21 protein-coding genes and 1 riboswitch are annotated in these 26387 nt (G+C 43.4%); of the genes, 9 read left to right on the plus strand and 12 right to left on the minus strand.

Annotation, left to right across the window (positions count from 1 at the left end):
* Window positions 1-270, plus strand: a 270-nt coding sequence (locus tag SLS51_RS19600) for a hypothetical protein (protein WP_323840274.1), incomplete at its 5' end; no start/stop codon positions are given.
* Between the two features lie 265 nt (window positions 271-535).
* Here the strand turns inward: SLS51_RS19600 and malQ are convergent.
* Both malQ and malP read right to left on the minus strand, forming a co-directional pair.
* Window positions 536-2623, minus strand: coding sequence for a 4-alpha-glucanotransferase (gene malQ / locus SLS51_RS19605; protein WP_323840275.1), 2088 nt, complete (start codon window positions 2621-2623; stop codon window positions 536-538).
* Between the two features lie 9 nt (window positions 2624-2632).
* Window positions 2633-5035, minus strand: coding sequence for a maltodextrin phosphorylase (gene malP / locus SLS51_RS19610; protein WP_323840276.1), 2403 nt, complete (start codon window positions 5033-5035; stop codon window positions 2633-2635).
* 422 nt (window positions 5036-5457) lie between these two features.
* Between malP and malT the strand changes: the two genes are divergently transcribed.
* Window positions 5458-8172: an HTH-type transcriptional regulator MalT gene (gene malT / locus SLS51_RS19615; RefSeq protein ID WP_323840277.1), complete on the plus strand. Its 2715-nt coding sequence runs from the start codon at window positions 5458-5460 to the stop codon at window positions 8170-8172.
* Between the two features lie 8 nt (window positions 8173-8180).
* On the opposite strand, the gene SLS51_RS19620 is transcribed toward malT, so the two are convergent.
* Entirely contained in the window at window positions 8181-9374 is a 1194-nt protein-coding gene (locus tag SLS51_RS19620) for a multidrug effflux MFS transporter (protein ID WP_323840278.1), read from the minus strand.
* Window positions 9375-9986: 612 nt separating this feature from the next.
* Between SLS51_RS19620 and SLS51_RS19625 the strand changes: the two genes are divergently transcribed.
* The 5 genes from SLS51_RS19625 (at window position 9987) to SLS51_RS19645 (ending at window position 14753) form a co-directional block, all read left to right on the plus strand.
* Window positions 9987-11237 carry a class-III pyridoxal-phosphate-dependent aminotransferase gene (locus SLS51_RS19625; RefSeq protein ID WP_439126895.1) on the plus strand — a complete coding sequence of 417 codons (1251 nt, stop codon included), beginning with the start codon at window positions 9987-9989 and terminating at the stop codon, window positions 11235-11237.
* On the plus strand, window positions 11237-12298 hold the full coding sequence (locus SLS51_RS19630) for a zinc-dependent alcohol dehydrogenase (RefSeq protein WP_323840280.1): 1062 nt from the start codon (window positions 11237-11239) through the stop codon (window positions 12296-12298). The genes SLS51_RS19625 and SLS51_RS19630 overlap by 1 nt, the downstream gene beginning before the upstream one ends.
* A gap of 13 nt (window positions 12299-12311) precedes the next feature.
* The gene (locus tag SLS51_RS19635; RefSeq protein ID WP_323840281.1) at window positions 12312-12944 is read left to right on the plus strand and encodes an HAD family hydrolase; all 633 of its coding nucleotides are present in this window, start codon (window positions 12312-12314) and stop codon (window positions 12942-12944) included.
* 61 nt (window positions 12945-13005) lie between these two features.
* On the plus strand, window positions 13006-14157 hold the full coding sequence (locus SLS51_RS19640) for an MFS transporter (RefSeq protein ID WP_323840282.1): 1152 nt from the start codon (window positions 13006-13008) through the stop codon (window positions 14155-14157).
* Between the two features lie 14 nt (window positions 14158-14171).
* Window positions 14172-14753 (plus strand): DUF1349 domain-containing protein, encoded by a 582-nt coding sequence (locus SLS51_RS19645; protein ID WP_011144863.1) that lies wholly within the window; start codon window positions 14172-14174, stop codon window positions 14751-14753.
* Between the two features lie 208 nt (window positions 14754-14961).
* On the opposite strand, the gene SLS51_RS19650 is transcribed toward SLS51_RS19645, so the two are convergent.
* From SLS51_RS19650 to thiC, 8 genes are all read right to left on the minus strand, one after another.
* The gene (locus tag SLS51_RS19650; RefSeq protein ID WP_323840283.1) at window positions 14962-15447 is read right to left on the minus strand and encodes a hypothetical protein; all 486 of its coding nucleotides are present in this window, start codon (window positions 15445-15447) and stop codon (window positions 14962-14964) included.
* A 439-nt stretch (window positions 15448-15886) separates the two neighbouring features.
* Complete coding sequence (locus SLS51_RS19655) at window positions 15887-16363, minus strand: carbohydrate binding domain-containing protein (protein ID WP_323840284.1); 477 nt, start codon at window positions 16361-16363, stop codon at window positions 15887-15889.
* 403 nt (window positions 16364-16766) lie between these two features.
* Entirely contained in the window at window positions 16767-17906 is a 1140-nt protein-coding gene (gene thiH / locus SLS51_RS19660) for a 2-iminoacetate synthase ThiH (protein WP_323840285.1), read from the minus strand.
* On the minus strand, window positions 17906-18673 hold the full coding sequence (locus SLS51_RS19665) for a thiazole synthase (RefSeq protein WP_323840286.1): 768 nt from the start codon (window positions 18671-18673) through the stop codon (window positions 17906-17908). Before SLS51_RS19665 ends, thiH begins: the two co-directional genes overlap by 1 nt.
* A gap of 1 nt (window position 18674) precedes the next feature.
* Complete coding sequence (thiS, locus tag SLS51_RS19670) at window positions 18675-18875, minus strand: sulfur carrier protein ThiS (RefSeq protein ID WP_323840287.1); 201 nt, start codon at window positions 18873-18875, stop codon at window positions 18675-18677.
* Window positions 18872-19621 carry a HesA/MoeB/ThiF family protein gene (locus tag SLS51_RS19675; RefSeq protein ID WP_323840288.1) on the minus strand — a complete coding sequence of 250 codons (750 nt, stop codon included), beginning with the start codon at window positions 19619-19621 and terminating at the stop codon, window positions 18872-18874. The genes thiS and SLS51_RS19675 overlap by 4 nt, the downstream gene beginning before the upstream one ends.
* 10 nt (window positions 19622-19631) lie before the next feature.
* The gene (thiE, locus tag SLS51_RS19680; protein ID WP_323840289.1) at window positions 19632-20282 is read right to left on the minus strand and encodes a thiamine phosphate synthase; all 651 of its coding nucleotides are present in this window, start codon (window positions 20280-20282) and stop codon (window positions 19632-19634) included.
* The gene (gene thiC / locus SLS51_RS19685) at window positions 20266-22203 is read right to left on the minus strand and encodes a phosphomethylpyrimidine synthase ThiC (RefSeq protein WP_323840290.1); all 1938 of its coding nucleotides are present in this window, start codon (window positions 22201-22203) and stop codon (window positions 20266-20268) included. The genes thiE and thiC overlap by 17 nt, the downstream gene beginning before the upstream one ends.
* 118 nt (window positions 22204-22321) lie before the next feature.
* Window positions 22322-22447: riboswitch (TPP riboswitch) on the minus strand.
* A 392-nt stretch (window positions 22448-22839) separates the two neighbouring features.
* Here thiC and SLS51_RS19690 point away from each other — a divergent pair.
* Both SLS51_RS19690 and SLS51_RS19695 read left to right on the plus strand, forming a co-directional pair.
* Window positions 22840-23787 carry an aKG-HExxH-type peptide beta-hydroxylase gene (locus SLS51_RS19690; protein WP_323840292.1) on the plus strand — a complete coding sequence of 316 codons (948 nt, stop codon included), beginning with the start codon at window positions 22840-22842 and terminating at the stop codon, window positions 23785-23787.
* Window positions 23788-24447: 660 nt separating this feature from the next.
* Window positions 24448-25362, plus strand: a complete 915-nt coding sequence (locus SLS51_RS19695) for an Rpn family recombination-promoting nuclease/putative transposase (protein WP_323840293.1) — start codon at window positions 24448-24450, stop codon at window positions 25360-25362.
* 262 nt (window positions 25363-25624) lie between these two features.
* On the opposite strand, the gene SLS51_RS19700 is transcribed toward SLS51_RS19695, so the two are convergent.
* On the minus strand, window positions 25625-26287 hold the full coding sequence (locus SLS51_RS19700; protein WP_323840294.1) for an HAD family hydrolase: 663 nt from the start codon (window positions 26285-26287) through the stop codon (window positions 25625-25627).
* Window positions 26288-26387 lie beyond the last annotated feature (100 nt).

The raw sequence follows: 26387 nt of genomic DNA on the forward strand, positions 1-26387 counted from the left end.
AAAGCTGTTAAAGCTGTTAAAGCTGTTAAAGCTGTTAAAGCTGTTAAAGCTGTTAAAGCTGTTAAAGCTGTTAAAGCTGTTAAAGCTGTTAAAGCTGTTAAAGCTGTTAAAGCTGTTAAATGCTTTGATAAGATATATTCTTGTTATTGGGTTAACGCTGTTATTTTTTTTTCACCTTATTTAATCAATTTAAAACCCGTTTTTCCTGATGTTTTCTCTTCCAACGTCAGTATGATATCGGATTTTTTACCCACTTTAAAAAAGCTTTAATCACTGCTTTTTACTTTTGATGATTAAAGTTTTTACCTGTTTTTTCGAAGTACACTGGGCCTCTTTTCCCGCTTTTAAAACCATACTGACAGACAAAAAGCGGCTTTTCTTAATGCCTGTATTTATCATTGGTGAAAACTCAGCAGTGATAGTCAAGGCGTCAAGGCATTAAAAATCAGTAATATGAAGGATGGTTTATGGATTAAAACCATCCTTTAAACTGGAAAGAATAATGCCTGTACAGGAGAAATAGGCGTTACGGTATTTAACCTCTGGCTGTTCCTGCTTTTTTACGGCATCTATCTACATCTTTCAGCAATTGATTGACATGATCATTACCAAACAGGGTTTCCAATGTGGTATTCAGTTTACGCCGCCAGTTAGGATATTCCATTACCGTACCTGGAATGTTGACCGGTTTATCCATATCCAGCCAATCTTCGGGTTGTAGTCCCAGTAGCGAGCAGGCACTGTGGGCAATATAGCGATGTAACCCTTGGTTTATCATCGGTGACATTCCAACCTCTTTTGCCGTGTCACCGATATGTTCCGGGATACAGCCATAGCGATGTAAGCCTTCTAATAACCCTTGTTTACTCGCTTGACGTTCGGTATGTAGCCCTTGCAGCAGATCTTTATCAGGATATAGCTTGAGCGATTCCCCAAGTGTCAAATCGGCGCTTTGCCAGAATCCACGTAAAGTAGGTAAATCATGAGTGGTGATGGTCGCCATCGCTTGTATCGGGTAATCCTCCGGTGCGCGGTATTCCCCATTGCCGTGACGCTCAAAGTAGAGCACTTTATAAGAATAGACACCGCTATCGCGCAGTTTGCCCACAATCTCTTCCGGTACAATTCCTAAATCTTCACCAATGACCAGACAGCGATGGCGTTGACTTTCTAATGCCAGAATCGCCATCAGATCATCCACTGGGTAGTGTACGTATGCCCCCTTGTCGGCGGTTTCGCCGTAGGGAATCCACCAGAGCCTGAGCATCGACATAACGTGATCAATGCGTAAGGCACCGCAGTAGGTCATATTTGTGCGCAGCAGATTAATGAACGGTTGGTAAGCCTGGGCTTGCAAAACATGAGGATTCATTGGTGGTAGGCCCCAGTTTTGACCTAGTGGTCCCAGTGCATCCGGTGGCGCTCCCACGGATGCTTTGGTGCAGTAGACAGCCCGATTGCACCAGGTTTCTGAACCTCCTTCCGCTACACCGACCGCCAAATCACGGTAGATTCCAATGGGCATGCCACTTGTTTGGCTTTGGGTAAAGCAGTCTGCAAGCTGAGTATCGGCTAGCCATTGTAGCCAGAGGAAAAATTCCACTTCCTGCGGGTGAGATTGGCAAAATGTTTGTACCGCTTCACCGTGCGGATCGTGGTACTTTTCCGGCCATACCGGCCAGCCCCAACAGGAACTATCTTCGGCGTATAGCCGACAATGTAGGGCGTCATAGGCGGCTTGATAGTAGAGACACTCGCCACCCTGAATGACAAATTGGCGGAAAGCGGTTTTTGACGAGTCATGTTCTGGGCGGGTGCTGAATTGTTGATATGCCAGACGCAGTGCCGCCATTTTCAATGCCATAACTGTGGTGTAATCTACCCATTCCGCGTTACGGGCATCCTGTAACATGCGTTGAGTCGTCGCTGTTTGCCACCATCTCTGTGCTTCTTCATTGTGTTTGAAATCTTCAATCTGATTAACATCAATGTAAATTACATTAAGCCAGTTGCGTGAAGAGGGGCTATAGGGACTGGCGCTTTCTGGCATGGTCGGATATAGCGCATGCAATGGATTTAGCCCGATGAAGGCGCCACCGCGTGTTGCTATCTCTTTCAGCATGTGTTTCAGGTCGCCAAAATCGCCGATTCCCCAATTGTTTTCTGAGCGCAGAGTATAGAGTTGTACACAGGCACCCCAAAGTTTTTCTCTCCTTAGTAGAGCATCGGGTTCATAGCAGCGTTTGGGGGCCACGATAATCTGCATAGACCAGCATTGGCTTCCTTGTATCAGAGTGAGGCGGTGGTATCCCAGAGCAAGCGTATCAGGTAGCATCAGTTTATGGCAGCAATGCCCCTGAAATTCCTCTCCTTGTTCTGTCCATATCTGCCATTGGTAGCGCTCTTCATCTTTCAGAGTGATCGTGAAGTGTTCACCTTGAGTAAAAATTTTTACTGTCGGCAAGGGTGAAACCGGCGCATTGGCCGGTTTGTTTACGTTTATCGCATCTAACAAGCGATGTCGGGTTTCCGTTGGAATCGCTTGTGGCTTGCCATAAGCATTAATGTAGCTGGCGACAATGCCAGCCTCGGTCGCTAAATGATCGAGGCTCTTCTCCTCCATGATTTTTCCTTATCGATTCGCTTGCCAGATGCGTTGTTGATAATCACGGATTGTTCGGTCAGAGCTGAACATGCCCATTCGAGTGGTGTTCAGAATGGCACTACGTGTCCAATGTTGAGTATCGCGGTACAAGGTATCGATCCGTTTATGTGCATCACAATAGGAGGCAAAATCAGCTAGTACCAGATAAGGATCGCCGCCTTCAATCAGACTATGTAGCAGCATATCGAATGCTCGCTTATCGCTATAACTGAACTCGCCGTTAGCCAGTGCCTTGAGTATGTTGTCTAGATGTTGATCTTCCTTGAGTAATTTCAGTGGGTCATAACCGGCAGCTTTTAAGGCTTTCACTTCTTCTACGGTATGCCCGAAAATGAAGATGTGGTCATCGCCTACCTGTTCGGCAATTTCAACGTTCGCTCCGTCTAATGTTCCGATGGTCAGTGCGCCATTCAGTGCGAATTTCATGTTGCCGGTACCGGAAGCTTCTTTACCGGCTGTGGAGATTTGTTCTGAAACATCGGCAGCCGGGATCATGAGCTCCGCGACAGAAACTTTGTAATCGGGGATAAACGCGATCTTAATGCGATCACGGACGATTGGATCGTTGTTAATTTTTTCCGCAGCCTGATTGATCGCAGAGATAATGTTTTTTGCCAAATAGTAGCCCGGGGCAGCTTTTGCACCAAACAGAAATACACGTGGCACGATATCCAGCGCCGGGTTTTCCTGAATTTGTTGATAGAGCGATAGGATATGCAACAGGTTCAGATGCTGACGTTTATATTCATGCAAGCGTTTAATTTGCACATCAAAAATGGCGTTTGGATCGAGCTTCAGCCCCATCACTTTATTGACATAATTGGAGAGCAGGATCTTGTTGCTTTGTTTGATAGCCCGGTACTCTTCGCGGAAAGCGGCGTCATCCGCATAGGGTTCAAGTGCTTTAAGGGCATCAAGATCGTTAATCCATTCGCGATTAAGTGTACGGTCAAGCAATCCTGACAGTGCCGGGTTACACTGTTTGATCCAGCGACGTGGGGTGACGCCATTTGTCACGTTGAGAAACTTATTCGGCCAGAGTTGATGGTATTCAGGGAAAAGATCCTTAACGATGAGCTGTGAGTGCAGCGCTGCTACCCCGTTTACGGCAAAGCCCGCGACGACGCAAAGATTCGCCATTCGTATCTGATGGTTATAATGTACAGCTAATTTTTCCCATACGGCTTGCTCGCCGGGCCAGGTTTTGTCCACCAACTTTTTAAACCGGTTGTTAATTTCTTTGATGATGCTGTAATGGCGTGGTAGCAGGTGGCTGACGAGATCCTCGTCCCAGCATTCCAAACCTTCTGGCATCAGGGTGTGGTTAGTATAGGCGAAAGTATGGCTGGTTATCTCCCATGCGGTTTCCCAACTCATCTGGTGTTTATCCAGCAGAATGCGCATCATTTCAGGGATGGCAATCGTTGGATGGGTATCGTTAAGTTGGATAACTTCATACTTAGGCAGATCTTCTATTTTGCGGCCCGCCAGAAGATGACGACGCAGGATATCTGCGACGGAGCAGGCACACTGGAAATATTGTTGCATCAGACGCAGGCGTTTGCCTTCTTGATGATTATCATTTGGATAGAGAACTTTCGTTAGCTTAGCGGCTTCAACACCTTGCTGTTCCGCGGTCAGGAACTGCCCGGCGTTGAATTTGTCGAGATCAAATGGCGCTGCATGGGTTGCTTGCCACAGGCGTAATGGTTGAGTAACACCATTGCGATAACCAATGACCGGTAGATCCCAAGCTTCTCCAACCAAGGTAAATTCAGGCGCCCAAGTTTCGCGTCCATCATCGGTTATGACGACTTTGCCACCAAAACTCACCTCAACATCTAACTGAGCGTTGTGACGGAACCAGGGATAGGATTCTCGTCCCCAATTATCGGGTTCTTCAATTTGTTGCCCTTGTTCAAAGGATTGGCGGAACAGGCCGTATTGATAATTCAGACCATAGCCAATGGCTGGCTGACCGACGGTTGCCATAGAGTCAAGAAAACAGGCGGCAAGCCGTCCTAAGCCGCCGTTACCTAAAGCGGGGTCGGTTTCTTGTTCCAGAAGATCACTCAGAATAATATTTTCTTCTGCCAGGTAAGCCTGAACGTCTTCATACCAACCAAGGTTAAGCAGATTATTTGCGGTCAAACGGCCAATCAGAAACTCCATAGAGATGTAGTTCACATGGCGTTGTTGGTCGGAATGATTGATGACAGGGCATGCGGGCACCAGCTCTGACAGGGCTGCACTAACGGCTTGCCACCATTGATGCTGGGTCATTTCCTGTGCTGAACCGAGGCCAAAGCGCTGCCATTGACGTGTCAGCGCAGCCTGAAACTGGGCTTTATCTAATCTGGACTGTTGCATGGAGTCTTCATCCTGTAGCTGAAAAGGAAAATTTAACCACTATGCTGAATGCTCTCAGGATCTAAAGCATCATCCTGGAGAGGTATTAGTCAGGGAGGAGTAGAAGGGCGTAGCCAGTAACCCTCTTTCGCATCATTTTTGCTAATTGAGTTCATTTTCTTCCAGCAGATCGATAAGGTAATTTGCTAATTGCTTCCACAACTTGTATGTAGAAAATGGAATTTGCTGCTCAAGAGTGTGATAGGGTGCGCAACTTAATACTATGGGGGGCGTAAACATATTTGCAAAAGCCATCTATTTCACTAAATTTGGTTGGGCCGATTAATGGCGTTATTACGGACCATGAAATAAATCATCTAATTATATAGTACACATGGTTCCGGCACAGATTTCACTTATCGCTTCTTTGGGCACGGAAATTAATGCTTATCCCATCAAAACTGAGTCGTCCCGTTCGTCTGAATAATACAGTCTTGCGTAAGCGTCTGTTAATCAGACTGAATGAGTCGTCTAATTATCGTCTTGTGCTAATAACGAGTCCCGCGGGTTATGGCAAAACCACATTGGTCTCTCAGTGGGCTGCCGGGCAGGATAATCTGGGATGGTATTCTTTGGATGAGAGCGATAATCAGCCAGAGCGTTTTGCCAGTTATCTTATCGCGGCGTTGCAGCAGGCTACGCAGGGACACTGTGTTAAAAGTGAAGTGTTGGCCCAAAAACATCAATATGCCAATTTACCCGCGCTTTTCGCTCAATTATTTATTGAACTTAGTGAGTGGCGGCGGCCTATTTCTCTGGTGATTGATGATTACCATCTGATTGTAAATAACATTATTCATGAGGCGATGCGGTTTTTCCTGCGTCACCAGCCTGAGAATCTGACGTTAACCATCTTATCGCGTAATCTGCCTTCTCTTGGGGTGGCTAATCTGCGCGTGCGTGAGCAATTGCTGGAAATTGACAGTCAGCAACTGGCGTTTGATTATCAAGAAACGCAGCAATTTTTTGATAAGCGGTTAACCACATCCCTTGATGCCGACGATTGTAAGCGCCTATGTAATGAAGTCGCGGGTTGGGCAACGGCGCTCCAACTTATTGCGCTTTCAGCGCGGCAGTCGTGTGATGCCGCTGAACTGTCGGCTAAGCGCTTGTCGGGCATTAACGCCAGCCATCTTTCCGATTATTTGGTGGATGAGGTACTCAATCAGGTGGATAGTTCAACGCGTGAATTTTTGTTGCGCAGCTCTATCCTGCGTTCCATGAATGATGGTTTGATTGTTCGTCTAACCGGCGAAGAGAGTGGTCAGCAGCGCCTTGAGGAAACCGAACGTCAGGGGCTGTTTATCCAGCGTATGGATGACTCTGGCGAATGGTTTCGCTTTCATCCGCTTTTTGCTTCATTTCTACGTCAACGTTGTCAATGGGAAATGGCGTTGCAATTGCCGGAGTTGCATCGGGCGGCCGCGGAAGGTTGGCTGGCGCAGGGGTATCCGGGCGAGGCGATTCATCATGCCTTGGCGGCGGGGGATACGGCTATGCTGCGCGATATTTTGTTGCGGCATGCTTGGTCTCTGTTTAACCACAGTGAGTTATCTCTGTTGGAAGAGTGTATGAATGCGCTGCCTTATGAGCAGTTATTGGAGAGTCCGCGTCTGGTGCTGCTCCAAGCTTGGCTGGCCCAAAGCCAACATCGTTATTCAGAAGTCAATACCCTGTTAAACCAAGCGGAACAGGCACTGCAACAGAAACAAATTGCGATTGAGCCGGATCTCCTCGCTGAATTCGATGCGCTACGGGCGCAGGTGGCGATGAACAGCGGCAAGCCGGAGATGGCTGATAAGTTGGCGAAGCAAGCCTTGGCTGCACTGCTTCCTCAGAATGAATACAGTCGTATTGTTGCAACTTCCGTGGAAGGTGAAGTATTACATTGTAGAGGTGAGTTGGTTGATGCATTAGCGCGGATGCAACAAACCGAGCAGCTTGCGCGTCGTTTTCATGTTCATCACTATGCGTTGTGGGCGCTGTTGCAGCAAAGTGAGATCTTATTAGCTCAGGGATATTTGCAGACGGCTTATGAAACGCAGAATAAGGCATTTGAATTGATCCGTGAACAGCATTTGGAACAGTTGCCAATGCATGAATTTTTGTTGCGTATCCGTTCACAGCTTTTGTGGTGCTGGTCTCGTCTTGATGAAGCCGAAGAGGCGGCACGTCGTGGGCTGGAAGTGTTGTCTAACTTCCAACCTCAACAGCAGTTGCAATGTTTAACCCAGTTGGCTAAATGCTCTTTGACCAGAGGGGATATTGATAATGCCCGCCGTTATCTGGCGCGTTGTGAAAACCTGCTGAGTAATGGGCAGTATCATAGAGATTGGCGTACGAATACTGACAAACTGCGAGTCATCATTTGGCAGAATATGGAAGATAAAAGTGCCGCTATTCGGTGGCTGGCACAGACTGAGCGACCAGAAAGTGTCAGTAATCATTTTAATCAGGGTCAGTGGCGCAATATTGCTCGTGTTCAGATTCTGCTTGGTTTGTATGATGAGGCTGAGTCCATTTTGGATACACTGAATCAACATGCGAGAAAATTGCAATTAATCAGTGATCTGAATCGTAATTTACTGTTGTGTAACTTGCTTTACTGGCATATCGGACGCAAAAGCGAAGCGCAGAGTGCACTCATTGAGGCATTGGCTCTGGCTAACCGTACAGGATTTATTAGCCATTTTGTCATTGAAGGTGAGTTGATGGCCCAACAATTACGTCAGCTTATTCAGCTCAATACCTTGTCTGAACTGGAGTTGCATCGGGCGCAGCGCATTTTGCGGGATATCAACCGTCAGCATCGCCATAAATTCGCTCATTTTGATGAAAGTTTTGTCACACAGTTGCTAACACATCCTGATGTTCCTGAGCTTATTCGTAATAGTCCTCTTACACAGCGTGAGTGGCAGGTGTTGGGATTAATTTATTCAGGCTACAGTAATGATCAAATTGCCGCAGAGTTGGATGTAGCGACGACAACGATTAAGACACATATACGGAATCTGTATCAGAAGCTAGGGATTGCGAATCGCCAGGAGGCGATTCAGCAAGCACAACAACTGATGCAGATGATGGGGTTAGGTGTGTGACAGATCTTTTAGGATTCTAGCGAAACTACCTGTCCTTTCAGGTTACGACTGAGTATGTGTGCTGACAGGATTAGCGTGGTACCGAGTAGCATGACTAGCACGAGTGACTGTTTGAGCGAAAATGGCAACACCATAGCAATAAGCGAGAGGGAGGAGCCGACAGCCATCTGGACGAATCCTATCAGTGCGGAAGCGACACCGGCTTCGCCAGAATAAGGCTCTAGTGCATAACTGGTCGCAGGTCCCATAACAAATGCCATACCTGTACAGGCGAAAGAAACCGGCAACATATAGCTTAGCCAGTGCTGGCTGACGACAGTTGGCAGATGCATGCCAGCGAACAGAGATAGGCTAGCCAGTGCCATTAGAATTGTCCCTAACAGCAGGCAGCAAGGGCGGCCAAGTCGATGGATGATTTTATTGGCGGTTAGGAAGGCGATCATCGTCCAAAGTCCGTTGCCACCAAAAATCAAGGAAAATGCTAGTGGTGAAATATGGCCCTCGGTCATTAGCACGGTTGGTGCAAATGATACATAGGTAATGACTATTCCCATAATGCCGGCATTAACCAAAGCAAAATGTATAAACTGAGTATTGCTAAGAATTTGGAAGTATTGCTTTAGTGGTAGTCCGCGAATTGGCTTAGTGTTAGCGGGGCGCGTCTCTGGTAGCCAGTTGGCAATGATCAGTAGTGCAATAACCGAGTAGCAAGTCAAAAACCAGAATGGCGCTCGCCAGTTGAACATTTCGGCCAGAATACCGCCAAGTAACGGAGCAAGAGCAGGAACAATATTTAGCGTACCGTTAATAAATCCATAGGCTTTGGCCGCTTCGTCACCGTTTAGGCGATCACGCACACCACTAATGCAGACGACACTGGTACAGCAGACAGCACATCCTTGAATAATTCGCGCTGCAATAAAAATTTCGGGAAAAGTAGAAAGCGCTGCGATCACCGAACCGATGATATATAAGGTGATACCCGTCAGGGCTACTGGCCGACGGCCGAATTTATCTACCAGTGGCCCAGCGATTAACTGACCTAGCCCCATAATTAATAAAAACAAAGAAATCGTTGACTGAATAACTTCATTGTTAACTTTAAAATCTTCGGCAATGGCAGGAACCGTAGGCAAGAATACATCGATACCCAAAGGTCCAAAAAGCGCCAAGCTAAGTAGTAGAAGAATATAATTTTGCATGTGTGTTCTTTTAATATTTCAATAATGGTGGTGGTTTTATTGGTGAACAGGCTCAGTGGAATTCATTCTTTAGCGTAGCCAAAGAGCTTGGATACACCAGAAATCCTACTGGCGAGTCATTTCAAGCTAGCGATAGGGATGTTCAAGGATCACACACAGACTGAACCCGTTACTTTTTTTAAAGTCTGAACTTTATACGAGCTATTCACCGGTGTAAACCAACCAACTTGTGTGGATATTTTAAATATTCATATCTTAAATACAAACAAATGACATCGAGCTGTAGCATCAGCTTGTTTTTCTCTCGATATTTTAATGTCAGTCGGAAGTTTGGCTATTAGCCGCGAGATGGAAGATTTTGGTACAGTTTTTATATGATTTGTACAGAATTTCTTATCATTAACCCTATAAATCAGCAGTTCTGCATGTCATTAACCAATCATTCAAAATAATAATGTATTTTATACAAAATACTTTAATTTTTTAAATGTTTTTTGGGTTTTTGCAGACTTTTTGTTGATATAAACCAAGTTTTAGTAAATATTGTCTTATATATTAAAAACTGATTTTATTTGTTGTGGTTATAGATAGTTAATCAAGGTAATTAAAATGATGGAAAATGGAAAACGGTTTGAAGATATGCTTTCTCGTTTTGTTGGAAACGGTCCTTATTTGGAAATTGATGGTGAAAAGTATATTGATGCAGCTTCGGGGACATTTAACCTTCCTCTTGGGTACACTAATCGCAGAATAACAGAAAAATTAAAACAGCAGATCGACAGATGTACACATCTAAGTTCAGCTTATACCCATGAAATGTCACAATATATTTTGGATAAATTAGTTAAACATACCCCTAAGGGCATTGATAGAATATGGTTACGTGATGTTTCCGGTTCTGGGGCGGTTGAATGTGCAATTCGTATTGCGCAAAAAGCAACAGGGCGTTCAGGAGTTATCTCTTTCTTTCTGGCTCATCATGGTCAGTCTTTAGCCACAGCGCAAATTTCGGGTAATGCTTTTAGAATTAAAGATTTCCATGTCAACATTGATGGTTCTTTCAAAATTCCAACCCCTGCTAGTGTCATGTCAGAACTTGAACCGAATACAGAACCTAATCAATATTTTGACTTAGAACAATTTATTCAATTAGGTTCAAATGACAATATTGCCTGTCTTATCATTGAACCTATTCAAGGAAATGGCGGAAATAACGTTTTCCCTGTTGATTTTTTCCGTAAGATCAAAGAAATCTGCCATAGACATGACATTATTATTATCGCAGATGAAGTACAGACCGGATTTGGCCGTACTGGGACATTTTTTGCTTCAACCGGTTACGCTAAAGAATTAGAACCCGATATTATCGTTTTCGCTAAGGGCGCTGGTGGCATCGGTATTCCTACCGGTGGTGTGCTGATGCGGGGTTCATTAGATGTATTAGAATCATTCGAACATTCCAGTACATCAGGTGCTAACCCTCTTTCATTAACGGCGCTCAACGAAATGATCGATATCATCGAAGACGAACAGGTTCTGGAGAATGTGCAGCATAATGAAGCTTATTTACGTGATGGCTTATTAGCATTACAGCATAAATACCCAGAAATTACGGGTGTTAGAGGTGTCGGTTATATGTTTGGCTTTGATACGCCATCACCCGAATTTGCGGCACAAGCGATTGCAATAGCGAATTCTCATCACTTGATCATCCGGGGTTCTCGTTATGGTAAAGGTCGTGCACTTAAAGTTCGACCACCGTTAATTTGTACTCAGGAACATTTAAACGAAATTCTGTATAAGCTCGATCTGACTTTTGCTGATATGACGTTAAATATGCTGGATAATACGGAGGTAGCATAATGAAAGCACTTAAATTTAATCAGGTGTGGGATGTTCAAATCCAGGATGTTGAACCGTTACGCTGTGTTGAATCTGATGATGTTGTTGTTGATATTGCGGTGTGTGGCGTTTGTGGTACGGATGTTGGGATTATCACCGGATCTTATCCTGTTGCTATTCCGGGAACCACTCTGGGCCATGAAACAACGGGAGTTGTTACGCAAATAGGGAAGAGTGTCACGCGTTTTAATGTGGGTGACCGTGTTGTCATCAATCCGACCTATTCCTGTGGGCATTGTCGGATGTGCCAGACAGGCAGTCCAAATCATTGTGAGAAAAAATTGGGAACCGAAGCGGGGGTTTCCTATGATGGGGCATTTGCTGAGCAATATCTGGCTAAAGAGAGTTCGCTGATAAAGCTGGATGATCATGTCAGTATGGAAGAGGCATCATTGACTGAGCCACTCAGTTGCACGCTGACCGGGGTTGATAAACTGGGCATTACTCATACTAATATTCGTGCAGCGGTAGCTGGCGCAGGCCCAATGGGGATGCTCTATATTTGGGTTTTACATGCCAGAGGCGTTAAGGCTTTCATGGTCGAGAAAAACGAAAGTCGTGTTCAATTTGCCAAAGAAAATCTGCCACCAGAATGTGAGCTGTATACTGATTTTGATGAGGCGTTAATACAGAAATATGGCGATAAATCAGCGCTTATCGATCTCTGTGTGGATACGACCGGTCAATTAACCGAATACGTTTTTGAACATTTGGCACCTGGTGGAAAATTGTTGAATGTGGCGCTTAAAGATAAGCATGCCAATCTTGATATCTTGAAAATTGCTGATAAGAGCCTTTCAGTGATTGGTTCCATTGATTCTCTGAATAACAGTTTTGAACGTGCTTATACCATGATCCGTGATGGTGTTATTCCAGCTGGTCGTTTGGTCAGCCATGTCTTTGATTTTAATGACTACTTGCAGGCTTTTCTCACTGTTGGTTGTGATATTGCGGGCAAAACCCAAAAACCACTCTTTATTCCGAACTGTAAAGTGCTGATCCGTATCTCCGATCTAAAATAATGGAGTGTTTCACATGGATAGATTTAATGTGATTTTTGATATCGATGGCGTCATTGTTGACAGTGAACAACTGCACTTTGATGTTCTTTGTGATTTGGCTCCCGACTACACACAGCATGTACAACCACAGCAACTTATTGGCCTGAGTTTAGAAGAAACGTTAGATTACATTGGGGTTCCAGCTCAGCAACAGAAAGAGATCACTGCCCAAATCGTCTCTGTTTACAAAGGTAAACTGTCTAAAAGTTACCTTCGTCCAGGGATTTCCAGGTTGATAACGGCCTTACAACAGCATCGTATCCCTTTTGGCTTTGTCTCTACTGCGCCGCGGGAAGTCTGTTTGGCGAATATTGGATTGTTGGAATTGAGCGAAAGCCCGGCTTTAATCTCTGGTGATGATGTTGTGAGGACGAAACCTCACCCTGATCCCTATCTTGCGATGTTGAAATTGAAGTCTATGGATGTTCATCAGACATTAGTGATTGAAGATACCGATTTAGGGATTACAGCGGCAACGCAGGCGGGTATTCCCTATGTGTATGCCTGGCCCCATGCTTTATCGGTTGCGGAACAATATCAACAGGCAACGGGTATTATTGGGGAGCTGACCGATATTCCGCAATTTTCTAAAATTAATTTTGGGTAACTTAATGCCTTCCATTATTAGTCATAGTGGAGGGCATTTATTTATATAGAAGGAACATGAGTTGTCTGATCAAAATATTATCTCTTTGGTAAAACAACCCATTATGGCGACACGCGCCGCTTTTTTTATTGCTGGCTTTAGTCTTGCAAGTTGGGCTCCCCTTATTCCTTTAGCTAAAGAACGGCTACAACTTGATAATGGCGCGATGGGGCTGCTAATGTTGGCGTTCGGTATTGGCTCTTTCATCATGATGCCAATCGCGGGCATGTTAGCTGCACGTTTCGGTTGCCGGAAAATTTTCACTTTATGTGCTTTGATCGTGTTAGTGATGTTGCCAGGGTTAAGTGTATTGCCGACGCCGTTGACATTAGCTTGCGTTTTATTTGTCTTTGGTGCGGGTATTGGTGCAATGGATGTTGTGGTCAATATCCACGCTGTCATGGTCGAGAAAATGTCTCAGCGGCCAATTATGTCTGGCTTTCACGCGTTATTTAGTTTGGGCGGGATCGCTGGTGCAGGTTCGGTGAGTGCATTGTTATCTTTGGGAATATCACCTCTCCAGGCGATGGTAATGGTGGTGTTGCTGGTTATTTTATTGTTACTGCCGGTATGGAGTGGATTATTAAACGAAGCCGAATCGGATAATACGCCATTCTTTGCTATGCCTCATGGGATCGTGATTTTATTGGGCTTTCTCTGTTTTGTTGCCTATATCATGGAAGGCGCAATGCTGGACTGGAGTGGGATATTATTAACCAGCGTACATAATATCAGTAGTCATCAGGCGGGTATCGGTTATACCCTGTTTGCTATTGCTATGACATCGGGTCGCTTTATGGGTGATAAGATCATTGCCCTTTATGGACACCGACGGGTTTTTATCAGCAGTGCTTTATTGGCTACTTCCGGGTTTATCCTTATTTACTCAGCATCAACCGCAATAATGCTAGGGCTCTCTTTCCTGATGATCGGGGCAGGATTATCTAATATTGCACCAATGCTTTTTACCGCTTCCGGTCAACAGAAAATTATGCCTGATTCGCTGGCTGTTGCTGCGGTTTCTACTATGGGATATTCAGGGATTTTGCTGGGGCCTGCAATCATCGGCGGATTAGCGCATATTGTGACATTACACGGCGCTTTTGCTTGTATTGCTTTACTCTCTATCTCCTTACTTGCAGGATATAAATTGATTAATTCAAGCGGAAGATAATAGAGGGAGTTCCTATGGGTTTATCACAATATCATTGGCTTAATGAACCATCTGATTGGCAATGTGGAAGCGGCTGGCTTAATGTCACTACAGATCATAAAACTGACTTTTGGCAACGAACATGGTATGGCTTTGAACGTCATAATGGTCATGTTTTTGGGCGTTATGTTGAGGATGATTTCACCTTTCAACTCTGTATTGAAGGCTGTTTTGAACATTTATACGATCAGGCAGGAGTCATGCTATTAGTCGATGAGAAACATTGGCTGAAAGGCGGAATTGAATATTCTGATGGTCATGCCTCGATTGGTAGTGTGCTAACACGTCATCATTCTGATTGGTCTATGGGCGTATTTCCTGGTGATGCTAGTAAATTTTGGTTACGTTTAACTCGTGAAGAGGGATATTTAAGACTGCAATATTCCACTGATGGTTTTCGGTGGCCATTGTTGAGGTTATCTCCTTTTTTTGAAGATAAACAACCGGTCTTTGTTGGTGCAATGTGTTGTTCTCCAGAACGGCACGGATTACAGGTGCGGTTTTCTGATTTCCAATTGACGCCGCCAATAAAAAAACCATTGCATGATTTAAGTTAACCAGAATTGTTTTCGGAGAATTATGTAGGTTTTAAAACACCCGGAGTAATGTACTTCGGGTGTTATACCCGTCATCTTTCAAGTTGCCTCTTTGTTGGCTGCACTCACTCACCCCGGTCACATCGTTATCTATGCTCCCGGGGATTCGCTCCCTTGCCGTCGCGATTCATCTTGAAATCTATTGGGTATATATATCAAGGCCAGATGTTTAAACTTTTTCTAGAATAAAGCCCGTGAAGTTAGCAGTTGCCTCTTCTGGAAGTTCTATAAATTGGTCTTTCAGCATGTAAATACGTAAAAGCCCCTCTTCATCTGTATTTAATTCAACTGAACCGGTGGTAAAATTGAAGCTATTGACAACAAAGGATTCAGGGCCAAATGTGCGATTCTGTAAGCCAAAATAAGCGGGCAAGGCCCTTTGTGGTGTTAGTTGAGTCGATAAGCGTGCTGTACCCGTCAGTCGATATTTAACGTTAGGTTCCAACCCTGTTATTATTTGATCAATGACACCAGAGCTGGAATAGGTTTGGATGCTAAGAAAATTAACGCCATTCTCGGATAAGATTTCTACAGTTTCAGGGGTTGGGATTCTCCAGCCACGATATCCTTCGTTAAATGAACCATTAACCAGCTCTTTATTAGCGTTTTTTGTATCAGAATAATCTGCGCTATTTAGCATTTTCTTCATATCCATATATGAGTCCTTTTAAATGAATGGCAATTAAATTTAATTTTGCTTAATGATTTTTTTCCTATAAACACTTTATCAATAATGAAAAAATATTCAATCATGTTTTTTAATTGAATATTAAGTTTGTGATAATTAATGTGGAAATAAATGAGGCAACGAAATTATTTCGATGGGAATTTATCTTAAAATAATTGAACTATATTCCAGTTAAAATATTACTTTATCATTTTTAAATTTATTTTCTCAACCAATATTAAAACACCCAGAGCCGTTAGCTCTGGGTGTTTAAAATGTTAAAATATACCCGTTATCCTTCAAGTTGCCTCTTTGTTGGCTGCGCTCACTCACCCCGGTCACATAGTTCGCTATGCTCCCGGGGATTCGCTCCCTTGCCGTCGCGATGCATCTTGAAATCCATTGGGTATATATCGAAGTTAAATGCTTAAGCTTGCTCTAAAATAAAACCGGTAAAGTCAGCGGTTTCTCCGTCTGGTCGATGACCAACTTGGTCTTTCAATAAATAAACACGTAAAAGTCCCTCTTGATCTGTACTTAATTCTACCGAACCGGTTGTAAAATCGGTGCTGTTTACAGCAAAAGAGTTGGGGCCATCGGTACGACTCTGTAAACCAAAATAAGCTGATGAGGCCCATTCTGCTGATACGCGTGCTGTACCTGTTAGTTTATATTGAGTGTTAGGTTCTAATCCTTCGATAATTTGATCAATGACGCCAGAGCCGGTAACGCTTTGGATTCTGATAAAGTGAACGCCATTTTCAGATAAGATTTCTACTGACTCGGGAGCTGGGATTCTCCAGCCGTTATATCCCTCTTCGAATGAGCCGTTAACCAGTTCTTTATGAGAGTTTTCCTTGCTATCAGAATAATCTTCATTATTCAGGATTTCTTGTACGTTCATATATTAGTCCTTTTTAAATAGATAGAAATGAATTTAATTTCTTTCAGCGCTTTGTTTTTCGGGGGGCACTTTATCAATAATGGGATAATACTCAATTGTATTTTTTGTTGGTGGTGAGTTGTAATTTGTATAAATTAATACAAGAATAAATGAGTTATAAGCGCTTATCCTGATAGGTATTTTTGTAGGCTAACTTGTTGCTCGTGACAATGCTCATTGTTGCAGAAATGTTATGTTGAAATATTAGTCACATTGAGAGAAAGAATAGAGTGAATAATGAGGTAATATCTATGACTGTTTGAAATTCATCGGATATATTTATATTAAATCTTATTTCTTATGATTATTTCTTGTTAAATACTCTTATCTAAAATAGAATTATTTCAGATAAGAGAAAATTAAATTATCGCCCTAAATAATCATCCCAATCTTTCCAGACAGGTTGTAACCCGGCTTTAATTAATGCGTCCGCGACCTGATAGACAGAACGGTTATCATGCGGAGTAAATTGCTCTAATTCTTCATGGCTATTATCTGCGTAACCACCGGGTTGGGTTTTCGAACCGGCACTGACATTATTAATCGCTAGTGGTATGACATGATCGCGGAAGAATGGAGATTCACGAGTGGAAATAGACAGCTCAATATCTGGCGCAAATAGACGAAAAGCACAAATCAGTTGTACCAGTTCTGCTTCACTCATTAGCGATGCCGGTTCAATCCCGCCGGTACAAGGCCGTAAACGTGGGAATGAAATAGAGTAACGGCTTTGCCAGTATGTGCGTTGCAGAAAGAATAAATGTTCCGCCACCATATAGCAGTCTGTCCGCCAATGACTAGAAAGGCCAATCAATGCCCCTAAACCGATTTTATCGATTTTTGCCCGACCAAGGCGATCGGGTGTATCTAATCGCCAGTGAAAATCCCGTTTTTTACCCCGTAGATGATGTCGCAGGTAAGTTGGTTGATGATAGGTTTCCTGATAAACCATCACACCATCTAGCCCCAGGGTTTTCAGTTCAGAGTACTCTTCCTGAGTCATTGGCTGAACTTCCATCATGATTGAGCTGAAATGTTCGCGGATAAGCGGCAGATAGCGGCGGAAATAATCCATACCGACCTTGCCCTGATGCTCCCCGGTGACTAATAGCAGATTGTCGAAGCCTAGCGCTTTAATCGCCTGACATTCGGCGATAATTTCATCTTTATTTAGTGTCTTGCGTTTAATGCGGTTACTCATTGAGAACCCGCAATAGGTGCAATCATTGGCACACAAATTGGAGAGATAAAGTGGCACATAGAAACCCACGGTGTTACCGAAGCGTTGACGAGTCAGTTTTTGTGCCCGTTGTGCCAGCGGTTCGATATAGGGTTTTGCTGCTGGTGAGAGCAAGGCCATAAAATCGTCCAAACTTAATTTGTTACTGCTTAATGCTCGTTCAACATCTTGCACGGTTTTGCTATTAATACGAAGGGTGATGTCATCCCAACTCAATTGTTGCCAGCGATAACTAAAATTGCTGTTCGTAAGATGATTCGTCATCAGAACACTCTCAGGAAATCGGTCAGTGGACTGGATGCGACAGCGTGTTGTTTTGGACTTGCCATGCCTGCTCGATAAGATAATTCACCTGCTTCAATCGCTATTCTAAAGGCTTGAGCCATTTTTACTGGATTACGTGCAACGGCAATCGCGGTGTTGACTAATACAGCATCCGCGCCCAGTTCAAGCGCTGCCAATGCATGGCTTGGTGCACCGATACCTGCATCAATGACCACCGGCACTTGTGCTTGCTCGATAATAATTTGCAGGAAATCTCGGGTTATTAGTCCTTGATTAGAGCCGATCGGTGCGCCTAAAGGCATAACCGCCGCGCAACCCACTTCTTCCAGACGTTTGCACAAAACAGGATCAGCACTGCAATAGGGCAGAACGACAAACCCATCGTTGACCAACATTTCAGCGCCTTTGAGTGTTTCAATCGGGTCAGGTAACAAGTATTTCACATCAGGATGAATCTCCAGCTTGATCCAGTTGGTTGCCAGTGCTTCACGGGCCAGACGGGCGGCAAACAGGGCCTCTTCTGCGGTTTTGGCCCCAGAAGTATTTGGCAGCAATTTGACGCCAAGTTTTTGCAATGGCGCCAAAATAGCGTCATTACCGCTCTGCAAATCAATGCGTTTCATTGCCATCGTGACAAGCTGGCTGCCGGAAGTGGCTATAGCCTGAGTCATTAAATTTGCATTGGCGAATTTGCCTGTACCGATAAATAGACGGGAATTAAAAGTCGTATCAGCAATTTTTAACATATCAACCTCCAGCAATAGCCTGAAACAAAAGGATATTGTCTCCATCATTAATTCGATGCGTATTCCACTCTGAACGCGGAATAATGGTTTGATTAATCGCCAGTGCCATTCCCGGTTGTGTTTGTTCAAGTTGTTCTAGCAATTGCTGTATAGCCAGAGGAGCCACAAGCTCCATCAGCTGGTCGTTTACCGTAATTTTCATGCCATATCTCCGCAAATCGGGCATTGCTGCGACGAGCTAAGTTGTAGTGTGCTCCAGCTTTGCTGTTTACCATCAAACAGTCGGAGTTTGCCGCTTAACGGAGAGGGAAGCCCAGTTAACATTTTGATGGCTTCCAATGCCTGTAATGTGCCGATGATACCGACTATCGGACCTAATACACCCGCAGTCCGGCAATTTCGTAGTGGCTCTTCCTGTTCAGGGTAGAGACAGCTATAGCAGCCATGAAGATAAGGGGGTTCAAATACCATAAGTTGGCCGCTAAAACCGACAGCGCTGCCGCTGATCAATGGTTTTCGCGTTGCCACGCAAGCGGCATTGATAGCGTGGCGGGTTGTCATGTTGTCACAGCAGTCGAGAACCAGATCGACTTGCTGCACGATTGTTGTCAGCGATTCCAGGTTCTGACGCTGATTAAGAACCATTGTTTTGATCAGCGGATTCAATGCATTGAGTTGATTGGCTGCAAGTTCAGCTTTTGCAGAAGGAATATCCTCAGTGCGGTAAAGTATTTGCCGTTGTAAATTGGAGATGTGTAAGTGGTCATCATCAGCGAGATAAATTGTTCCCACACCGGCTCCGGCCAGATAGAGAGAGGCAGGAGCACCTAGTCCTCCCAGTCCGACAATCAATACGTGGCTGGATTTCAGTTTTTCCTGTCCTTCCGGGCCAATATCTTCGAGTAACAGTTGTCGGCTGTAACGCATAAATTCTTGATCATTCAGCATAAGAACCTCTCTATCCCTTCAACTCAATGCCTTCAACCAGATAAAGCAGTTGTGCAGTTGCCTGACGCCAATCCTTTGCTTTGGTAATGGCACTAACCAGCGCCACACTGCCAACTCCCGTTGCAATGACATCCGGTACGCGTTCAAGAGAAATTCCGCCGATGGCGACAGTGGAATAGCCTGGTGTGTTTTCTACCTGCCGTTTCAGTGCTGCCACTCCTTGTGGGGAAGATGGCATCGCTTTGGTTGTGGTTGGGAAAATGTGGCCGAGAGCGATATAAGACGGACGCAGAGATTTAGCCCGTGCCAGCTCTTGTTCATCGTGGGTAGAGATTCCTAACCGCAATCCCGCTTTTTGGATGGCGTTCAGATCAGCGATCACTAAATCTTCCTGCCCCAGATGAACACCATAAGCGCCATGCTTTATTGCCAGTTGCCAGTAGTCGTTGATAAACAGACGAGCGTTGTATTGGCGACCGAGCATAATGGCTTGTTGAATCTCTTCTTCCACCTGATCTTCTGGCAGATCTTTAATTCTCAACTGAATTGTGGTGACGCCTGCCTGTAACAGGCGGGAAATCCACGCTAGCGAATCCACGACTGGATACAACCCCAATCTGTGTTCAGTTGGGACAAATGGCGCGTTAGGCAGATTGTTCATGGGATACATCCTCCACACTGTGATACAACTCACTACCGTGGGCGCGGAATGCTTCGGACATCTGTTCCATACCCGCGGCATAATCGCGTACTTCTTGAGAAATCTTCATAGAGCAGAATTTAGGCCCGCACATAGAACAGAAGTGCGCAATTTTGCCGGAGGCTTGTGGCAGAGTTTCATCGTGATAGGCGCGAGCAGTATCGGGATCGAGCGCGAGATTAAATTGATCTTCCCAACGGAACTCAAAACGTGCTTTGGACATGGCATTATCGCGGATTTGTGCGCCCGGGTGACCTTTGGCGAGATCGGCGGCGTGAGCAGCAATTTTGTAGGTAATCAGCCCTTGCTTAACATCATCTTTGTTTGGCAAGCCGAGATGCTCTTTCGGCGTCACATAACAGAGCATGGCGCAGCCAAACCAGCCAATCATGGCTGCACCAATACCGGAAGTGAAATGGTCATAACCGGGTGCAATATCTGTCGTCAGTGGACCAAGGGTATAGAAAGGCGCTTCGTGACAATGTTCTAACTCTTCCGTCATATTGCGGCGGATCATCTGCATAGGAATATGCCCGGGGCCTTCGATAATCACTTGAACATCATATTCCCAGGCAATTTTGGTCAGTTCACCTAATGTATGTAGTTCTGCAAACTGCGCTTTATCGTTAGCATCCTGAATAGAACCGGGGCGTAGACCGTCTCCCAATGATAGGGAAACATCATAAGCGGCGCAGATTTCACAAATTTCACGGAAATGTTGGTAGAGAAAGTTTTCTTGATGATGAGACAAACACCATTTCGCCATAATTGAACCACCTCGGGAAACAATTCCAGTAAGGCGTTTGGCTGTCATCGGTACATAGCGCAGTAATACACCGGCATGAATGGTGAAGTAATCTACTCCTTGTTCTGCTTGTTCCAGCAAAGTATCACGGAATATTTCCCAAGTGAGATTTTCCGCCACGCCATTGACTTTCTCCAGCGCCTGATAAATAGGGACTGTACCGATAGGAACCGGGCTGTTACGTAAGATCCATTCGCGGGTTTCGTGGATATAACGGCCAGTGGAGAGATCCATTACCGTATCTGCGCCCCAACGAGTGGACCAGATTAACTTTTCTACTTCTTCTTCAATCGAAGAGGTGACGGAAGAGTTACCGATATTAGCGTTAACCTTCACCAGAAAATTGCGACCAATAATCATCGGTTCTGATTCAGGATGATTGATATTGGCAGGGATAATTGCCCGACCAGCCGCGACTTCCTGACGGACAAATTCTGGTGTGATATTTTCCAGCAACTGAGCGCCAAAACTTTGTCCGGGATGTTGTTGGCGTAACACATCACCGTGGATACGTTCACGTCCCATATTTTCCCGCAATGCGATAAATTCCATTTCCGGTGTGATGATGCCTTGACGAGCATAGTGCAGTTGAGTAACGCGTTTGTCTTTACGGGCTTTTAATGGATGGGGGCGATGATTGAAACGTAAATGATCGAGACCGGCATCCGTCAGGCGTTGCTGAGTAAAATCGGAGCTGAGGGCGGCAACAGGTTCAGTATCTTGGCGTTCGTCGATCCAAGGTTGACGTAGTTGAGTTAACCCAACATGTACATCTAGCTTGGCATCAGGATCGCCATAAGCGCCGGAAGTATCATAAACCGGAATGGCTTCGTTTTCTTCATACTGAGGTTCTTCTTTGGTGCCACCAATTAACGTGGGGGATAATTGAATTTCACGCATTGGAACTTGGATATCGTCACGGGAACCTTGAAGATAAATGCGTCGTGAATTTGGGAAGGTCACGCCTTGAATAGAATTAATAAATTCTTGGGCGGCATCGCGTTGAGCTTTACGTGGGCGTGCCGGATCGGGTTTTGGTGAAATATCGGTTGTAGGGATAACAGTATTATGAGACATAGCAAATTCCTAAACTGTGTTATTGGGAAAGTTGCTTGTCTGGAGCTCGCAGGCAAATGAGTAAGAGTAATATAATTGATGGCTGGACAGACCTGTAAAAAATTGGGTGGGCTGACAGCGGTTGATTACTCTTGTTCCCTTCGCGGGTATTAACCCGATCAGGTTCCGCGGATCCCGAATTAACGGTCTCAGCCTGTGTATGCTGCGATAAAACAGCTTACGCTAGGCACTCCGACAAGAAAGTAAACAGTAGTATAGAAGGGATTATGAAAACTACAACCCCTACTGATTGAAAGTATTTACAGTGACTAGGTTAATTGTTGCCAGCTATGCTCTGGTTTGCAAATGGGTATTGATGGTAATCTAAAAATTATTTTGTGATAACTACTTCATTTTATAGATTGTTTAGTAGATAAATAATAAATATTTTCTATGCTAAATATTGTTTAGCTAAACGTTATTTTTTCGATGATAATTTATTGAGGAAATAGGTTATGAAAAACTTTGACTCTTCTAAAGTAGTTAAAATTAAGTCGTTATTATCTCAGTGGGTGCAGATTAATAACGAAAGTGACGATTAATTGACTACTATACCCCTTCGTATTTTATACGAAAGGGTATAATATGGAGCTGAATATGAACATCACTACAACATGTTATCCGCATCAACAATTCCGTTCTGATTTCGAATTACAAATCCTAAATTCACTGAAATATCTGATTGAAATAACCGAGTCTGATTTTAAAATCCCTGATAAATTCTTTACGAAATGGGATATATTCGCTTCTCATTATCTTGCTATTGATGCGGCAGAAAATGGTAATAGAGAATTATGTATTAATTACATTCGTAACGCTATAGAAAAATGTCAGGATAACACAGGGAAACCAGAGCTATCTATTAAAGCATTGGATTATCTTACCGAACCTGTGTTTGATATGAACATGCTTTTAAAAATATTGTATAAAGATAAAGGTGTCGGAGTTGGATATCGGTTTTCACATGAAGTAAAAGAGGATATAAAGAAGATTCAGGAAGCACTGAAATTATTGAAAATCTATGATGAAAATACCTATCTTGAGTGTATATCTTTTATTGATACAATATATCTTACAGGAAAAACAGAAGGAGATTATATTATAGCCGGTTGCAGCTTTAATATGTGGGGAATGATCCTGTTTTATTGTGATGATGAAAATAGCGTACCTTATTATATTGAGAATATTGTTCATGAATGTGCACATCACGCATTAGGTATTATTAATGCACAGGATTGCATTGTCTTGAATGATCCTGATGAACGTTATGAAGCTCCATTTCGTAAAGATGGTAGACCCATGATCGGCATATTTCATGCCTATTTTGTACTCAACCGGGTGTGTCAAACTTTATATAAAATGTCTAATATATACTCTGGTATTTATGAAGAAGAAATCAGATCACGATTTAATATGGCATTGAAAAAATTCTTGGATACAAAAAAAATAATAGATAATCATGCCAAATTGACAGAAATCGGACATGTTATCGCAGATAGTATCAGTAAAGAAATGAATAAGATTATTCCCAGTGAAGTTAAATGATGATTTTTGGAAAATACGATCTTCGGAAATATTATATATTTTAAGATTTAAAATAATTGTATCTCTGGTCACTTTAAGTCTAATTAATAGTGACCAACTAATATTGTCTTCGTATTTTATTTTTATTTATTTTATTTCAAGAACGATTTCAGGTCTTGCTCTGTCACACCTTTTTGACCCTCTTGATAAGAAAAAAATTCTTATTTTACTCAATATTATATTTCTTTCTATGATAAAAACTATGGTGATTTATGAGCATATTGACAGAAGTTAATAAGTATTTTCAGATTGATAAAGGAAAAATATAAATAACATTTCAAAATAATAGATCATCTGGCGGGAATTCAGTCCAATTTTTTCGATCTGAACATCCAAGATTAAAGTAAATATAAGTAATATATATTTTGATGAGGAGAGTTATTATGCGAATGCAAGTTAAAAACTAATTTAAATAAATGGATTTCATAAAGTAGTTGTTGTAAATATAATATTTTATCGTTTTTTATTTTCTGATATTTTATTGTTTAGGCTCTTCTATTAATGCATTCGATAAAGATTTGCTTGAAGAAATCTGAGACAATGTTTTTTGTAACTTGGTAGAAATACTATACCTTGGCAATGAGTGGTAATGACTAACTGATAAAGACAGAGAAACATATTGTGGCAAAGAAAGAAAAACGGCCTCACCATGACTCGTTATTTAAGTATTTTTTAACGCAGCCCGAAACGGCCAGAGAGTTTTTATCCCTTTATCTGCCCGAAGAGATCCAGTTGTTATGTGATTTAGCCACATTGAAACTGGAGCCCGGCAGTTTTGTGGATCGGCATTTACGCCAGTTGCACAGTGATGTGCTGTACTCAGTTGAAACGGCCCGGGGACAGGGCTATATCTATTGTCTGATTGAGCATCAATCCACCCCTGACCCGTTGATGGCCTGGCGACTGATGTATTACGCCATGTCAGCTATGGCGGCTCACCTGAAAAAAGGCCATACTGAACTCCCTTTGGTGGTGCCGCTGCTGTTTTATCATGGTGAGGTTCGACCGTATCCTTACTCAAACCGGTGGCTGGATTGTTTTACGTTCCCCGAACAGGCGGCTCGCTTATACCGTCAGGCGTTTCCGTTGGTGGACGTCAGTGTGCTCAGCGATGAAGAGATCCTGACGCATAAAGGCGTTGCCCTGATGGAACTAGTGCAAAAACATATTCGCTGCCGGGATATGCAGGAATGGCTCCTCCAATTGGTGGAACTCTTGAATGCGGGGTATAATACAACCGAGCAGCGCAATGTGGTGTTACGCTATCTTTTACTGAATGGACATACGCTGGATCTCTCACAATTTGTCCATCAACTGATTGAACAATCTCCGGAGCATGAAACGATGTTGATGACTATTGCAGAACAGCTTGAACAAAAAGGGCTTGAGAGAGGTATCAAGCAAGGTAGAGAGGAAGGTAGAGAGGAAGGTAAAGTGGAAACGGCTCGTGCCTTATTACAGCATGGCGTGAGTTTGGACATTATTGTCACCAGTACCGGACTGAGCCGGGATAAAATTGAAGCGTTAAAGCATTAAATTCATCTTCTCTTCTTTATACAGCAAAATGCCGATATTCAAGATCGGCATTTTTGTTCTTATTTATAGGGAGTGAAATGACACCTTAAGAGTATGGGGAACACGATTAGGTGGGTTGTTTGCGGAAACAAAATGACTTGTTCTGTTTCGTCAAGACCTCAATTTTATTGCAATATTCTTCCCCAGCAATTGGGTTGCCTGTTGAAAGATGACGGGTATAGAAGGGATTATGAAAACTACAACCCCTACTGATTGAAAGTATTTACAGTGACCAGGTTAATTGTTGCCAGCCATGTTGTTGTGCTTCGGTTTTTAAATGGGCATCAGCATTGACCGTAATTACCTCATCGGCAAATTGACACATTGGGAGATCATTAATTGAATCACTGTAAAAGCGGATAATTTCAGGATAACTATTTTGCTGTTCCAGCCACTGTTTTATCCGTTTTACTTTACCTTCACGGAAAGTCGCAATACCGTCTATTTGACCGGTATAACAGCCATTTTCCATTACCATATCAATGCCCAGTGCTGTGTGAATACCCAATTCGGTAGCAATCTTTTTTACAATAAAAGAGACAGTAGCTGAGATAATAATGATTGGAATTTGCTGCTGTTGATACTCTGTAATTAGGGCTTTGGCTTGTGGGTAAAATCGTGGTCTAATTTTTTCGTTAACAAATTCAGTCAGCCAAAGATCAACTTGTTCTTGTGGAACTTGGTGCAAGGTTTGCAGGCTAAATGCCAGATAATCATTCATATCCAGTGAACCCGCGCTGTAATCAGCCATCATTTTTTTATCTGCTTCGATAAAAGTTGGATCAGTAATGACACCTTTTTCCCATAAAAACTCGGTCCATATAGCGCTGGAATCACCGGAAATTAAGGTGTCATCCAGATCAAACACGGCAAGCAATTGAGACATGGTGTTGTGCTCCTCAGGTCAAAGTCTATTTAATCGTTGAGAATAATGCCTATTACTATCAAAGCGAGCAATATGGTCTATGACAAGAGTAATAAAGCAC

Origin of the sequence: Photorhabdus africana, assembly GCF_035181445.1 — a bacterium.
In the GTDB taxonomy this organism is placed as follows: domain Bacteria; phylum Pseudomonadota; class Gammaproteobacteria; order Enterobacterales; family Enterobacteriaceae; genus Photorhabdus; species Photorhabdus laumondii.